The following is a 14,710-nucleotide window of genomic DNA, read 5'->3' on the forward strand; positions in this document are numbered from 1 at the left end:
AAATGGCTGAAAAAGAAAATATAGAGATAGAGGGTATAGTAGTAGAACCTCTTCCGAATGCTACTTTTAGAGTGGAATTAGAGAATGGTCATAAGATATTAGCACATATATCAGGAAAGATGCGTATGAATTTTATACGTATACTTCCAGGTGATAAGGTAACTATAGAAATGTCTCCCTACGATTTAACAAAGGGTAGAATAATTTATCGTTATAAGTAAATAAAGTAAATGGAGATTAGTTACAATGAAAGTAAAAAGTTCTATAAAAAAACGCTGTAATGACTGTCAAATAGTTAAGAGAAAAGGCGTAGTTAGAGTTATATGTAAGAAAAACCCAAGACATAAACAAAAACAGAAGTAATTAATTTAAGGAGATAATTAATATGGCACGCTTAATGGGTGTTGAAATAAGAAATAATAAAAGAATAGAAATAGCCCTTACTGATATATATGGTATAGGCCGTACTCTTGCTCATGTTATTTGTGATAAGGCTAATATAGATTATTCTATTAAAGCTAAAGATTTAACAGATGCTCAAATTACTGCTTTAAGAGATGCTATAGAAGCAACTACTAAAGTAGAAGGTGATTTACGTACAGAGCTTTATAACAATATAAAGCGTTTAAAAGACATTCACTCATATCGTGGAATGCGTCATATTAAAAGGCTTCCTGTACATGGTCAGCGTACCCGCACTAACTCTCGTAATGCTAGAGGCGGCGGAGCTAGAAAAGCTATAGCTGGTAAGAAAAAAGCACCAGGTAAGAAGTAAAATAATTAATGGGGGAGAATAGTGGCTACTCAAAAAGGTAAAAAAACTCTAAAAGATAAAAAAATTAAAAAAGATAGAAAAGTTGAAGCTTTTGGTATAGTACATATAAAAGCTAGCTTTAATAATACAATAGTTACTATAACTGATAGAAACGGCGATACTCTATCATGGGCTAGTGCTGGTTTGGATGGAGAGTATAAAAGCAGTAAAAAATCTACTCCTTTTGCAGCTCAGGTGGCTAGTCAGAAAGCATCTGAAAAGGCCTTTGCAATGGGTGTTAGAGAAGTTGAAGTTTATGTTAAAGGTCCTGGAATGGGAAGAGAAAGTTCTATAAGAGCGGTTGAAGCTGCAGGACTTAAAGTTAAACTTATTAAGGATGTTACTCCAATGCCTCATAATGGATGCCGTCCTAGAAAAAGAAGAAGAATATAATTTTGTATTTAAGTTGTAAAATAGGAGATAAATAATTATGGCAAGATATAGAGATGCTAGTTGTAGATTATGTCGCCGTGAAAAAACTAAACTTATGCTAAAAGGCGAGAGATGTCTTACTGCTAAATGTGCTATAACAAAAAAAAGAGATGTACCTGGTCCTGCTAACCGTAAAATGAAACAGTTATCAGAATATGGTATTCAGATGAGAGAGAAACAAAAAGTAAAACGTATTTACGGAGTGTTAGAAAAACAATTTAGAAATTATTATCATGAAGCTGTACGTGTTGCTGGCGTATCAGGTGAAAATTTGCTCAGATTATTAGAATTACGTTTGGATAATGTTATTTACAGACTTGGTTTTGCTAGAAGCAGAAATCAGGCTAGACAATTTGTTGCTCATGGTTTTATATCAGTTAATGGTAAAAGCATGACAATTCCTTCATACTGCGTTAAAGTTGGAGATAAAATTTCTTTAACAGAAAGAGGAAATGCCATAGCTGAAGTAAAAACTATAGTTGAAGGTTTAAAAAGTGAATATGTTCCTGCTTGGTTAAGTTTAGACCTTTCTAGTAAAACAGGTGAAATAGTTACTTTACCTATAAGAGAACATATAGAGTATCCTATTAACGAACAGCTCATCATTGAGTACTATTCTAAGTAATGGAACTCTTTTATAAGGGGTATTATAAGAATGGCATTAAAAGAAATATTAGAATCTATTAGACGTCCTCATAGAGTTACTTTTGAAGCTAAAGATTTGACACCTAGTTACGGTAAATTTATAGCTCAGCCTTTTGAAAGAGGATATGCGGTTACAGTTGGAAATGCTTTAAGAAGAGTATTATTATCTTCTATACCTGGATATGCTATTGCTGCAATTAAAATTTATGGTGTTAGTAATGAATTTGAAAATGTTCCCGGAATGAAGGAAGACACTATAGTGATGATTATGCATCTTAAAAATGTAGTGGTTTCACTTCCAGAGCATTTGGATACTAAGACTATACACATGAAAAAGGAAGGTCCTTGTGTTATCACAGCTGGAGATTTAGTAGAATCAGATTCTGAAGCTGTGGTTCATAATCCTGATTATTATATAGCTACTATTGCTGAAGGGTATACTTTTGAAATGGATATTCAAATTGAAGGAGGATACAGTTATGTTCCTGCTGAATTGAATATGGAGCTTGTGGAAGATGTTAATGCTATTGCCATAGATGCTATATATTCACCTATTTTAAGTGTTAAATATAGTGTTGATGACATAAGAGTTGGACAGCGTATAGATTACGGCAGACTTACTTTAGAAATAGAAACTAAAGGTAATGTTGCACCTGACAAAGCTCTTTCTTGGGCAGCTAAGATATTAAGAGAAAATCTCACTCACTTTATGCAGCCTGAAGAGGCTAATGGAGATGATGGAAAAATAGAAGAAGCTCCTAAAGATTCTGTTCTTGATTCTTTAAAGGGTAAACACATAGAGGAAGTTGAATTTTCAGTTAGAACTGCTAATTTCTTAATGTCTTCCGATTTAAAAACTTTGGATAAGGTTGCCGTTAAAACAGATGCTGATCTTTTAAGACTTGCTGGTGCTACTGAGATGATCATAGAAGAAATTAAAGAAAAACTTGCTGAATATGGTGCTCATCTTGGTATGAGAGGTTAATATAAACTTTTAAGGATAGTAAAATGAGACATAGAGTTACAGTAAAAAAATTTAATAGAACAAGTGCACATAAAAAAGCTATGCTTTCTAATATGCTTACTTCTCTTTTAAAATATGAAAAAATAGAAACTACTAAAGAAAAGGGAAGAGCTATAAAACAATTAGCTGATAAAATTATTTACAAAGCTAAAGTTGATAATGTTCATAATAGAAGAACGGTTGCTAAATATGTTAAAGATAAAGCAGTACTTGCAAAACTTTTTAAAGATATAGCTCCTAGATATGCTGCTAAAAATGGCGGTTACGTAAGAAAAATTTTATCATATAAAAGATTCGGTGATGCAGCTGATATGTGTGTAGTTATGCTTTGCGAATCTGACAGCTCTTCTGTTAAAACTGAAAATAAATAAATTAAATAATTCAAATTATAAATCAATATATAATATAGCAATTTAAAAAATAAATAATATTTATGTTTAAGTTATAGCGTTATTCGCTATAACTAGACATTATATATTATTTATGGAGGATTATTATGGCTTCTATAAAGAAACATGCTAAAACATCTGTTGAAAATGAGGAATTGGAAAATAGTGCTGCTGCTGTACAACAACCTGTGAAGCATAGAGCTATAAGAAAAAAAGTAGTAAAATTGGACGCTAATACTGAAAATAATACAGAGTCAAATACTTCTGATAAAGAAGAATTAAATGTTCAGAAAGATACGATAGAAAATGATAAAGTTATTAATAGACCTCATGATATACTTTATATTAGTAAACTAAGTTCTTTGACTTTTGAAGAGCTTTTAGAATTTGCTGAAAGTTATGGAATAAAAAAAGATACAAACAATAACATAAGGCGTCAGGAATTAATGCATTCCATACTGAGGGCACAGATATCTATGGAAGGTAAAATTGTTGCTGAGGGAACTTTAGAAACTTTGCAGGATGGTTTCGGTTTCTTACGTTCTAAAAACAGCAATTACTTGGTTGGACCTGATGACATATATATTTCACCTGCTCAGATAAGACTTTTCGGACTTAGAACAGGAGATGTTATTACTGGTGAAGTTAGACCTCCTAAAGATAATGCGGGAGAAAAATTCTTTGCATTGCTTAGGATAGAAAGTGTTAATGGAGAAGAGCCGAATAATTTATATAAAAGACCTTTATTTGACAAACTTACACCTATTTTTCCTAATGAACGTATAGATTTAGAGTTTGCTCCAAATAAGATTTCTACCCGTATTATTAATTTGGTTTCACCTATAGGTAAAGGACAAAGAGGATTAATTGTAGCTCCTCCTAAGGCAGGTAAAACTATGATGCTTCAGGAAATTGCTAATGCAATTTGTAAAAATTATCCTAATATTAAATTGTTTATTTTACTTATTGATGAGCGTCCTGAAGAAGTTACAGATATGAAAAGACAAGTTCCAGAAGCTGAAGTTATAGCTTCTACATTTGATGAACTTCCTGAAAGACATTGTCAAGTTTCAGAAATGGTATTAGAAAAAGCTAAAAGATTAGTAGAAAATAAACATGATGTTGTTATAATATTAGATTCTATAACCAGACTTTCAAGAGCTTATAACTTAGTTGTTCCAGCAAGCGGTAAAGTTTTAACAGGCGGTGTAGATTCTAATGCTCTTCATAAACCTAAAAAATTCTTTGGGGCTGCAAGAAATATAGAAGAGGGCGGATCTCTTACTATAATTGCTTCTGCATTGGTTGATACTGGAAGTAAGATGGATGATTATATCTATGAAGAGTTTAAGGGTACTGGTAACATGGAGCTTCATTTAGAGCGTAAATTTGCCAATAGAAGAATTTTCCCTGCCATTGATATTGATTCTTCTTCTACTAGAAGAGATGATTTACTTCTTAATGATGAAGAACTTGCTAAAATGAATCTGCTTAGAAGTGCCTACGGACAAAGTATTAATATTGATGAATATGAATTTATAGAAAAGATGATAGCCAAAATGAAAAATACTACTAATAATTCTGAATTTTTAAAAGTATTAAATTCATAATTCTTTTTTTAGGATTTTATCATTATGGCAAAAAATTCTGAAGAAGAAAATAGAATACTATTTGAGTTCTATTTGAAACATGGATATTTTCCTGATGATAAAAAAAAGGAAAATATAAAAAAGTCAGAAAATACTAAAAATTATAATGATGAATATGCAAAAAAAGAAGCATATACGAAAGAAGATGAGGAAATGTTTTTAAGTGCAATTGAAAATCTCGATTGCACTAATCATTCTAAAAAATCTATTTACGATAAAAGAAATAATTATAAATTTAAGCCTAATGTAAAAAATGCATCCCCAAAAGACAGACTTGATTTGCATGGATGTACTAGAGAAATAGCATTACATAGAATAAGAAAATTTATATTAGAATCAAAAAAAAATAAGCTAAGCCCTGTTCTAATAATACATGGTAAAGGTTTTAGAAGTGAAAATGGAATACCTGTACTCAAGGATTTAGTTGAATATTATATTGCAACTGAGGGAAAGCATTATATCAAATATTCCTCCGATGCTCCTTCAAATCTTGGAGGAAGCGGTGCTAAAATAATATATTTGCATATTAATAATGATAATTAATATTTATTATAAACTGTGAAGCTGAATTGCTGTTTTATTGGAAGAATTAATTTTGAATGTGTTTTATTGTTTTCATCGAATATTTTTAAGCAAGTATGCGGATCTAGATTCTGATTGAAAAGTCTTAAATCACATAAAGCAAGTCCAAAACCTGCACTCTCGCTGTTATCTAATTGCTCCATAAAGAAATTTTCTACCATATTTTTTTTATAATATTCTTCAAATGTGAGTCTTTTTGAATCTATTCTAGTTCTGCTTATCATTATAAGAGGAGCATCATTTATAACTTGAAACTCTAAATTATTTTTATTTAATTTTACGGATAATTTTATTATGAATTTCTTTTTTGTATCATTTCTATATGAAAGAAGTTTTTTATATTTCTCTTCATCTATTTCTATATTGCTGTCCATATCTTTTATTAAATTATTTTCCAATTTTATAATTTCTTTTAATATTTTTTTAGATTCATCGTCTTTAAATATATCAGAATATTCACTCATTATATTATAATCATAAAAATATTCATCAGTATCTATCTTTGGATTAAACTCTTTATGTTTTTGTCTTAAAATTTTTATTGTTATTATATGCAAATATCTAGCTTTAATAGCATTTGATATAAGCTCCATTATAATGTAAGAAGCATCATCGCAATACTTTTCTATCTTATTTTTTTTTAACACCTCTTCTATTATAACCATAACCTTTTGTTTGGTTTCATTATTAAGCCAAATAATATCAAATTCTAAAGAAGATTTTTTATTAGATTTTATATATTCTCTTATATCATCCAAATTTGTCATGATTCTATAATCTCTTTTGCTACTCGTTCTAGCACATTTTTTTCACCTAAAGTATCTCTCACTCTAAGTAAATTACTGCTTATTTTGGTATAATATTCCTTATCCGTTAAGTATTTTATAATATAGCTTGTAATAGCATTAGGATTGCAGTCGTTTTGCAGCAATTCAGGTGCGGCTTCCTCATTAAGAAGTACATTAGGCATACCGACATATTTTATATTTGTAAGCAATTTACCTAGAAAAAATGTAATATAAGAAATTTTATAGCATATAACCATAGGCTTGCCGTAACATGCAGCTAGAAGACTTGATGTACCGCTTGACATTATTAGAGCATCAGAATATGAATAAACATAGTCTTTATCATCTCCGCATAATAAAGAATATGATATTCCTTTTAAAATATTACTATATTCTCCTAATATTTTTTCTATAGGTTCTTTGTATTCAGGATATGCTATAGGTATTACAAATCTTATATTTGAAGAAAGCATATCGTTTAGTATTTTCATAGATTTTATAAAAACAGGGGCTAATTTTCTTATTTCCTGATACCTGCTTCCAAACAATATGCCCACTGTATATTCTTTTTTAGGCATATTTAGTTCAGGTATAGGCTTATCATAGTCTAAATCAGCAAAAGGATGCCCGCTGCACATAACATTGCATCCGTATTTTTTATATACTTCATAATCAAATAAAAATGGCGTTATTATTTTTCTTGCAGAAAGAAGTTTTTTAGCATTCCAAGCACCCCATATACCTACATGAGGAGGAAAATAATATATATATTTTATATTATTAGCCTTACAATATTTAGCCAATAAAAGATTAACGCCTTGATTATCAACTAACAGCATTATATCTACCTTATTTTTTTTAAGATAGTCCTGCAAAATATTAAATGCTCCAAGTTTTTTAAATGCATAAACAGGATTAGCTCCTTCAAATATTCCCATAGTTGATAGTGTAGACATATCAGACAAAATATTTACATTTGCCTTTTGCATTTCCACACCGCCAAAACCATCTAAAATAACATCTGGTTTTAATTCTTTTATTTTTTTTGCTAATAAGGCACCCTGAATGTCCCCTGATACTTCGCCAGTAGCTATAAATATTCTCATGTTTTTACGTTTGTTTAATTTTTTTATACAGTCTTTTTTGGGGTAATACCACGTTTTGCCTTGGATATAAATATTACAATTTCTTTAGCTATATCATTTAATGAATTATCATTTAAGTATGTATCTAAAAATTCCTGTTTAGTTTTATTCCAATTGTACCACATATCATAAGCCTCTTCAGCCTGAGATATCTGTTCAGATGTAAACCCCGCCCTTCTCATACCAACTAAATTTAGTTTATAAATAATAGCCTCTCCTGCATGAGCAGTTAAAGCAAAAGGAAGTATATCTCTCCCAACTGCTGACATACCGCTAATCATAGCATATTGCCCTATAGCACAGAACTGATGTATTACGCAGTTTCCAGATATAAATGCCCCTTTTTCAACTCTTACATGACCTGCAACTAAAGCCCCATTACATATAATAACATTATCCTGTATCTCACAGTCATGTGCAACATGTCCTGTAGCCATTATGTAGCAATTATTTCTTATAATAGTTTTGGCATTTTCTTTAGATGCTCTATGAAGATTGGCAAACTCTCTAATTTCATTGCCGTCGCCTATTTCTAGGAAAGTTACTGTTTTTCTATCGAAATGTATATCCTGAGGTAAATTTCCTAGAACGGCATGATCATGTATTATATTATTTTTTCCTATAGTTGTATATTCTTTTATTACAGAATGTGCTCCTATAGTAGTATTTTCTCCAATACTTACTTCTCCTTCTATTACAGCATAAGGACCAATTACGGCACTATCTGCTATTTTTGCTGATTCTGATATAATTGCAGTTTTATGTATATTATTTGACATTTTATTTCCTATTTCTCTATTTTCATGGCTTCTTTGTCTACTAAAAATAAACCCAAATCAGCAGAGCAGGCTAATTTATCATTTACTTTTACTTCTCCATGTGTTTTAAGTAAAGTTCCATTAAAGGCATCAACTGTTATAAACATATTCATAATATCTCCCGGTATAACAGGATTTTTAAACTTTACATTATCTATTTTAGCAAAGAACATAAATTTTTTGCCGTATTCATCAGGTTTTAATAATTTTGTATAGCAGTATATTCCAGATGTCTGAGCTAATGCCTCAACCATTAAAACACCCGGCATTATAGGACTTTCAGGAAAATGCCCTGTAAATTGAGGCTCATTAAATGTAACATTTTTTACAGCATGTATTTTGCCTTCTTCAATACTTTCTACTCTATCAACAAGCAGAAATGGGTATCTATGAGGAAGAAGCTCCATTATTTTAGTTATATTAATTTTTTCCATTATTAAATAAATCCTTAATTAAAAAAAACTTTAATACATTGTAAAGAAAATTATATCATATAAAAACAAAGTTACAAGTATAAAAATAATTAATATACTTATATAAATATAATGATTTTATTGATTAAAAAGTTTATTTGCATTTCATAATGCTCATATAACTTATTTTCTATAGAGTTTTTGATTTTTATAATAATAATTTTATTTTATTTATGCATTTCTTTTTTTTCATTTTCAACCATATCTTCTAAATAGGCTTTAATAAATATGTAATTATGCATCTCTTCCAAGTTCTGATTATTATTAATTTTTTTATCTAAAAATTCTATTAATTCTTCTTTCGTTTTCATAATACAATCCTTTAATAGTTTACTCCCAATAACTCCTATTTTTAATTTGAAAGGAATTATTTAAAAAACATATAACATTATTTTCAGTATGTCAAGCTATAAAATAAGTGTATTTTAAGTAATTTTTATAAGAGATTTAATTACAATATCTTATTTATTTGTCAAACATTAGACATCTTAAAAATATTATAAACATCTTCTTTGCTCAAAGCTCTGAAATGTTTAAACTCTAGTTTGCCGTCTTTTATGCATCTTCTTGTTAAATCTTGTAAAACCTCTTCGCTTTGCACTCCAATCCCTAATTCTGTGAAGTTAGTAGGCATATTTATTTGTTTAAAATATTCTATTGTTTTTTCTATTGCCTTAATTCCAGTATCATCGTCATCAATATTCCAAACATTTTTTGAGTATTGAATAAATCTTTCTTTTTTATCTTTAAAACAGTATTTAGCCCAAGAACCCCACATTGCAGATAGGCTTGCTCCATGTGCTACATCAAATTTAGCACTTAATTCATGTCCGAATTTATGAACTATAAAATCAAAGTTAAGTCCCAAACCTGTTATAGTATTATGCGATAAACTTCCGCACCACATAAGCTCGCTCATAGCATCATAATTATTTTTATCTTTCATAGCTATTAAGCCATTTTTAAAAATAGTTCTTAAAACAGCCTCAGCAATAGCATCCGTAGTCTGATTATTATCTCCGTTTGCCGATCCTTCGCTGTCTCCGAAATATCTGTCAAATGTATGCATAAGCATGTCAGCTATACCACATGCCACTTGATAATAAGGCAAAGTAAATGTAAGGCATGGATTCATTATGGCAAATTTAGGACGGTTAAAATCGGTTGCAAGTCCTCTTTTATCAAGAGTCTCTTCATTAGTCAATACTGCAGACATGCTTGTTTCACTTCCAGCAGCAGATATTGTAAGTATGCATCCTATAGGAAGACTTTTTTCAACCTTTTTTATTCCAGTCCAAAAATCCCATATATCAGTGTCTGGATTAGCAGCTCCATGTGCTATAGCTTTCGCACTGTCAATAACGCTTCCGCCGCCTACAGCAAGTATGAAATCTGCTTTAAAATCTATTGCCTTTTTAACGCCTTCTTTTGTATAAGATAGGGTAGGATTGGCGCGTACTCCGCCGAATAGTTCATATTCTATATTTTCGCTTTTTATTATATTTTCTACTTTTTCTAATAGTCCGCTTTCTTTTACGCTTTTAGAACCGTATACTATAAATACTCTTTTTCCATTATAATTTTTTATTTCTTTAGCAGTATTTATTTCTGTATCTTTTCCGAATATTACTTTTGTAGGACAGTTAAATATAAAACTTTGCATATAATTTTACCCCATATATTAATTGTGATAAATATTATAATTATTTTTTATATATAATACAAGTAATATTATAGTTTTTATTATTGTAATATTTATTTATTTTTTAACTCTTTAAGACTCAAAGCAGTATAAGATTTTTTATCAACTTTTAAAACCTTGCCTACAACTTTTTTATAATTTTTTGCCGCTATTCCTATGCATGGTCTTAATGCTATTAAATCTTTTTCTTCTATAATTTCACCCTTAAGCATTGAATGATTAAGATATATTCCTCTTTTGGCATATACAAGTTCTTTTTTTTCCTGCTTGCTTAAAATATGTTCTTTTTTTAGAGCTTCTTTTCCTCCGAGCATGATTAAAGTATCATTCAAAGATTTTACTAAATTTCCCATTCCAATCATATCTAAACTAATAACATGATCTCCAGTCATTTTTTCAGGCGTAACAGTAAAATGCTTTTCTATTATTTTTGCTCCCAAACTAACGGCTATAATAGGAGCTTCTATTCCAATGGTATGATCCGAATATCCTATTATATTTTTTTTGAATAGATTTTTCATTACGGATATTCTGTTTAATCTTGCATTTTTCATAGGGGTAGGATACTCTACAGAACAGTGTAAAAGTGCAACTTCATTATTATGCAGTATTTTTAATGCCTCTTTTATATCCTTATTTAAAGCAAGTCCAGTAGAAAGTATTACAGGTTTTTTTGTTTTTGCTACAGCATTTAAAAGAGGATAATTATCGATATCACATGAAGCTATTTTTATTATTGGAATATCATAATAATTTATATCATTAACAGCATCTATTGAAAAAGGGGTTGTAATAAATATTATATTATTTTTTTTGGCTTCTTTTATTAATACTTCATACCATTCTTTTTTAAATACTATATTATCCACTTCATCAAGAGCATTTTCTTTTAATTTTAGAATTTTAGTATACTCTTTTGATGCAAATAGAGTTTTTTGAGTAAAGCTTTGAAACTTAATAGCATCTGCACCTGCTTTTGCGGCTTCATTTACCATTTTTACAGCCATTTTTAAATCGCCCTCATGATTGCATCCAGCTTCAGCTATTACAAAGCAGCCTTTCTTATTGATTAAATCTTTTAATTTTAAGTTAGCCATATATTTTATATCCCTATAAGTTATGTATTGTTTATATTATCGAAATATCAAAATTAATTATTAGTATAATATGTTTTGACTTGAAAAAGAGAATTTGGAATTGAAAAGATGAGCTGGTGATGGGACTTGAACCCGCAACCGGCTGATTACAAATCAGCTGCTCTGCCAATTGAGCTACACCAGCGAAGTGATTATCATTATACTATAAACATAAAAAAAGTCAAGCGTTTAATTATTTTTTTACCATTTTTTATTTATAACTTCATCATAATAAGGTATAGAATCTATTGCTCCTTTTCTAGTAACTGTTATATTAGAAACTTTTGTTGCAAAAATAATAGCTTCTTCTATTGTTTTATTATCTGCCATCATTCTTAAAACACCGCCTAAAAAACTATCCCCAGCAGCAGTGGTATCAGTAACATCAACTTTATACGCATCAAAATGCTTTCTTTCTATTTTGTTATTATTATTACTTATAAAATCACATCCATTAGCACCAAGTGTTAATATTATATTTTTTACTCCGCATTCAAAAGCATAATCTATACCGCCTATAATATCTATCTCTGTTTCATTAGGTATTAATATATCTATACAATTTAAAAACTCTTTATCAATTTTTACAGCAGGCGATGGATTAAGAACTACAGTTTTTCCAAGTTTTTTTGAAATTTTAGCTGCATATTTTGCAATTTCTAAAGGTATTTCAAGCTGCATCACAATAATATCATAGCTGTTTAATAATTCTTCTTTTATATCATCTTTATTTATTAATGCATTAGCCCCTTGTGCTACTATAATGTGATTAGCTCCGCTCTCCGTTACCGTAATTACTGCTATGCCCGTTGATACATTATCTTTGATTATTAGATTATCTATATTTACATTGTTTGAAGATAAAGCCTCTTTTAGATCTTTTCCAAAACTGTCATTTCCAATAGCGCCAAGCATGCTGACATTTCCTCCAAGTTTTCCAATGGCACATGCTTGATTAGCTCCTTTTCCTCCATTACTTGTAGAAAAGTTATTGCCAAGTATTGTTTCTCCTTCTTTTGCAAAACGTGGAGTTGTTATTACTAAATCTTTATTAATGCTTCCTATTACTAAAACTTTTTTACTCATAGGAAATTATTTTCCAAAGTGAAAGAATTTCATTAAATCAGCAAGTTTCTCAGTTTCCTTTTCCATATCAATTACTATATCAGCATTTGTTTTAACTAAATTAGTATTCTGCTCAGCACTTATATCAACACTGCTTACAGCACTTTGAACTTCTCTTGCAGATGCATCCTGCTGAGTGGAAGATTCAACCATCTGATTTACTATATAGCTGCTTTCTTTGGCTTTATTTGTAATATCTTCCAAAGCCTCCATAGTTTCTTTTATTTTTAAATTTCCCTCTTTTATTTTTTCTATGCTGTTATTAACTATATTTGTAATATTTTTTACAGATTCCTGAGATGTCTGGGCAAGATTTCTAACCTCAGCAGCAACAACAGCAAATCCTTTTCCCTGCTCTCCAGCACGTGCCGCCTCAACAGAAGCATTAAGAGCAAGTATATTCGTCTGCATAGCGATATCATCTATCATTTTTGTTATATTGGATATTTCAGCGGTTGCTTTAGTTATGTCTTCCATTAAATCCATAGACTCTCTTGATAAGCTGTAGCAATGCTCACTTGAATTTGTTAATACTTGTATTTTATCATTAGTTTTAACTATATCATTAGTAGTTTTATCAATAACTTTTAATGTATTTGTCATAGTTTCATTTATAAGTTTTAAATCATCTCTTTGTTTTTCTGTTCTGTTGGATAAATCAATACTTCCTGCTGTAACATTTTTGCTTGCATTTTCCATAGCATTAGTAGAATCTAATATTTGCTTTATTATATTGGATAATCTATCCTGTGTGTTTTGAAGCGAATTAAATATCATGCCTATTTCATCTTTTCTGCTGTTTAATGTTTTGTTGTCATAAGAGCTTAAATCTCCGCTGCTTAATTTTTCTGACATGAATAATACTTTTAATATAGGGTCTATTAAACTTTTCTTTATTAAAATGTTTATTATAATTAAAAATATTATAAGTATAGCTATAGCTAAAACGGATGTGATAATGGCATTTTGTATATTTTCTTTTAATATAACTATTTCAGGAACGCTTACTAATAAACCTATTGCATTATTATTGTCTTTTAATGATGATAATGGTATTAAAACATTAAATATTTTTTGATTATCAATTTTATTTATAAAAGAAAATTTGGTATTATTTTTTATATTATTTACTATATTTCCAGCATTCTTTGTATATATTGATGAAATTTCCTGTCCTATGTTTTGAGAATTTGTAGAAGCAAGTATTATGCCATACTGATTTATTAAATATCCAGACATTCCTTTATTAGTAGATATATCAGAAACTATTCTAACTAAATTATCAGCTGAAAAATCAACACCTATCATTCCTAAAAATTTACTTGAGTTATCTAATATCGGCTCTACTATGCTTACAGTAAGTACAGTATCAGCACCCACATAAGTATCATCGACTTCAACATCACTTATATAAAGCTGTTTAGTATCTCTTGGTATTGTGTAATAATCAGGATTTGCATCAAATTCATCCTGATAAACTTTATCATAAGTAACAGTATTATCATCATAGAAAAAAGCAGGTCCGTATCTTCCATCTCTTTCAGAACCATAATCGGTATCAATAAAAGCATTATCCCTTCCGTCAAAAGCATTATTTTCCCACATTTCATATATAGCAAACAGTCCGTTCTTATTTTTTAACAGCTCTCCCAATACAGCAGCATGGGATTCTCTAGTAATTGTGCCGCTTGAAATATCATTTTTTAAAGAATATGCTACAGTTTGAAGCATTGCTATATAAGACATAATTTCTTTTTCTATATCTTTAGCGTATGTACTAACCATATATTCTGCAGAGGCAAATCCTTTTTGTTTAGAAGTGCTGATATTATGACTTACCATATATCCTATTATAGCAATGAACATTATTAATATTGATACTGTTAATAGTACAAAGATTTTAAATTGAAGACCTAATCTTTTCTTATTATTATTCATAAATTAAACCTTTAATACACAATATTTTATATTAAATTAAATATACATTT

Annotated in this window: 18 protein-coding genes and 1 tRNA gene; 9 read left to right on the forward strand and 10 right to left on the reverse strand. The window is 29.6% G+C overall.

What is annotated here, in order from left to right:
• Positions 1-2 precede the first annotated feature (2 nt).
• The 9 genes from infA to Q0J69_RS02755 all read left to right on the forward strand — a co-directional run bounded on the left by infA (position 3) and on the right by Q0J69_RS02755 (position 5,496).
• The gene (gene infA, locus Q0J69_RS02715) at positions 3-221 is read left to right on the forward strand and encodes a translation initiation factor IF-1 (RefSeq protein WP_297204126.1); all 219 of its coding nucleotides are present in this window, start codon (positions 3-5) and stop codon (positions 219-221) included.
• Positions 222-246: 25 nt separating this feature from the next.
• On the forward strand, positions 247-363 hold the full coding sequence (rpmJ, locus tag Q0J69_RS02720; RefSeq protein WP_008723415.1) for a 50S ribosomal protein L36: 117 nt from the start codon (positions 247-249) through the stop codon (positions 361-363).
• Positions 364-385: 22 nt separating this feature from the next.
• Positions 386-775 carry a 30S ribosomal protein S13 gene (gene rpsM, locus Q0J69_RS02725; protein WP_008723417.1) on the forward strand — a complete coding sequence of 130 codons (390 nt, stop codon included), beginning with the start codon at positions 386-388 and terminating at the stop codon, positions 773-775.
• Between the two features lie 63 nt (positions 776-838).
• A complete protein-coding gene (gene rpsK / locus Q0J69_RS02730; protein WP_366030145.1) occupies positions 839-1,207 on the forward strand; it encodes a 30S ribosomal protein S11 in 369 nt (122 codons plus the stop codon).
• Between the two features lie 37 nt (positions 1,208-1,244).
• Entirely contained in the window at positions 1,245-1,871 is a 627-nt protein-coding gene (gene rpsD / locus Q0J69_RS02735) for a 30S ribosomal protein S4 (protein ID WP_297204129.1), read from the forward strand.
• Between the two features lie 30 nt (positions 1,872-1,901).
• Positions 1,902-2,876, forward strand: coding sequence for a DNA-directed RNA polymerase subunit alpha (locus Q0J69_RS02740; RefSeq protein WP_297204130.1), 975 nt, complete (start codon positions 1,902-1,904; stop codon positions 2,874-2,876).
• Between the two features lie 23 nt (positions 2,877-2,899).
• Positions 2,900-3,286: a 50S ribosomal protein L17 gene (rplQ, locus tag Q0J69_RS02745; RefSeq protein ID WP_297204131.1), complete on the forward strand. Its 387-nt coding sequence runs from the start codon at positions 2,900-2,902 to the stop codon at positions 3,284-3,286.
• 125 nt (positions 3,287-3,411) lie between these two features.
• Positions 3,412-4,914 carry a transcription termination factor Rho gene (gene rho, locus Q0J69_RS02750; RefSeq protein ID WP_297204133.1) on the forward strand — a complete coding sequence of 501 codons (1,503 nt, stop codon included), beginning with the start codon at positions 3,412-3,414 and terminating at the stop codon, positions 4,912-4,914.
• 24 nt (positions 4,915-4,938) lie between these two features.
• On the forward strand, positions 4,939-5,496 hold the full coding sequence (locus Q0J69_RS02755) for a Smr/MutS family protein (RefSeq protein ID WP_297204135.1): 558 nt from the start codon (positions 4,939-4,941) through the stop codon (positions 5,494-5,496).
• Here Q0J69_RS02755 and Q0J69_RS02760 read toward each other — a convergent pair.
• The 10 genes from Q0J69_RS02760 to Q0J69_RS02805 all read right to left on the reverse strand — a co-directional run bounded on the left by Q0J69_RS02760 (position 5,493) and on the right by Q0J69_RS02805 (position 14,660).
• Positions 5,493-6,302, reverse strand: coding sequence for a DUF2299 family protein (locus Q0J69_RS02760; RefSeq protein WP_297204136.1), 810 nt, complete (start codon positions 6,300-6,302; stop codon positions 5,493-5,495). The genes Q0J69_RS02755 and Q0J69_RS02760 overlap by 4 nt on opposite strands.
• A complete protein-coding gene (gene lpxB / locus Q0J69_RS02765) occupies positions 6,299-7,429 on the reverse strand; it encodes a lipid-A-disaccharide synthase (protein ID WP_297204137.1) in 1,131 nt (376 codons plus the stop codon). Before lpxB ends, Q0J69_RS02760 begins: the two co-directional genes overlap by 4 nt.
• A gap of 23 nt (positions 7,430-7,452) precedes the next feature.
• Complete coding sequence (lpxA, locus tag Q0J69_RS02770) at positions 7,453-8,247, reverse strand: acyl-ACP--UDP-N-acetylglucosamine O-acyltransferase (protein WP_297204138.1); 795 nt, start codon at positions 8,245-8,247, stop codon at positions 7,453-7,455.
• An 8-nt stretch (positions 8,248-8,255) separates the two neighbouring features.
• Positions 8,256-8,720 (reverse strand): 3-hydroxyacyl-ACP dehydratase FabZ, encoded by a 465-nt coding sequence (gene fabZ, locus Q0J69_RS02775; protein WP_297204139.1) that lies wholly within the window; start codon positions 8,718-8,720, stop codon positions 8,256-8,258.
• 206 nt (positions 8,721-8,926) lie between these two features.
• Positions 8,927-9,070 carry a hypothetical protein gene (locus Q0J69_RS02780; protein WP_297204140.1) on the reverse strand — a complete coding sequence of 48 codons (144 nt, stop codon included), beginning with the start codon at positions 9,068-9,070 and terminating at the stop codon, positions 8,927-8,929.
• A gap of 161 nt (positions 9,071-9,231) precedes the next feature.
• Entirely contained in the window at positions 9,232-10,422 is a 1,191-nt protein-coding gene (locus tag Q0J69_RS02785) for an iron-containing alcohol dehydrogenase (RefSeq protein ID WP_297204141.1), read from the reverse strand.
• A gap of 92 nt (positions 10,423-10,514) precedes the next feature.
• Positions 10,515-11,558, reverse strand: coding sequence for an N-acetylneuraminate synthase family protein (locus tag Q0J69_RS02790; protein WP_297204142.1), 1,044 nt, complete (start codon positions 11,556-11,558; stop codon positions 10,515-10,517).
• 111 nt (positions 11,559-11,669) lie between these two features.
• A tRNA-Thr gene (locus Q0J69_RS02795) sits at positions 11,670-11,742 on the reverse strand.
• Between the two features lie 56 nt (positions 11,743-11,798).
• Positions 11,799-12,683, reverse strand: a complete 885-nt coding sequence (locus Q0J69_RS02800; protein ID WP_297204143.1) for a ribokinase — start codon at positions 12,681-12,683, stop codon at positions 11,799-11,801.
• A gap of 6 nt (positions 12,684-12,689) precedes the next feature.
• Entirely contained in the window at positions 12,690-14,660 is a 1,971-nt protein-coding gene (locus Q0J69_RS02805) for a methyl-accepting chemotaxis protein (RefSeq protein WP_297204144.1), read from the reverse strand.
• Between the last annotated feature and the right edge of the window lie 50 nt (positions 14,661-14,710).

Origin of the sequence: uncultured Brachyspira sp., assembly GCF_944388875.1 — a bacterium.
In the GTDB taxonomy this organism is placed as follows: Bacteria; Spirochaetota; Brachyspiria; order Brachyspirales; family Brachyspiraceae; genus Brachyspira.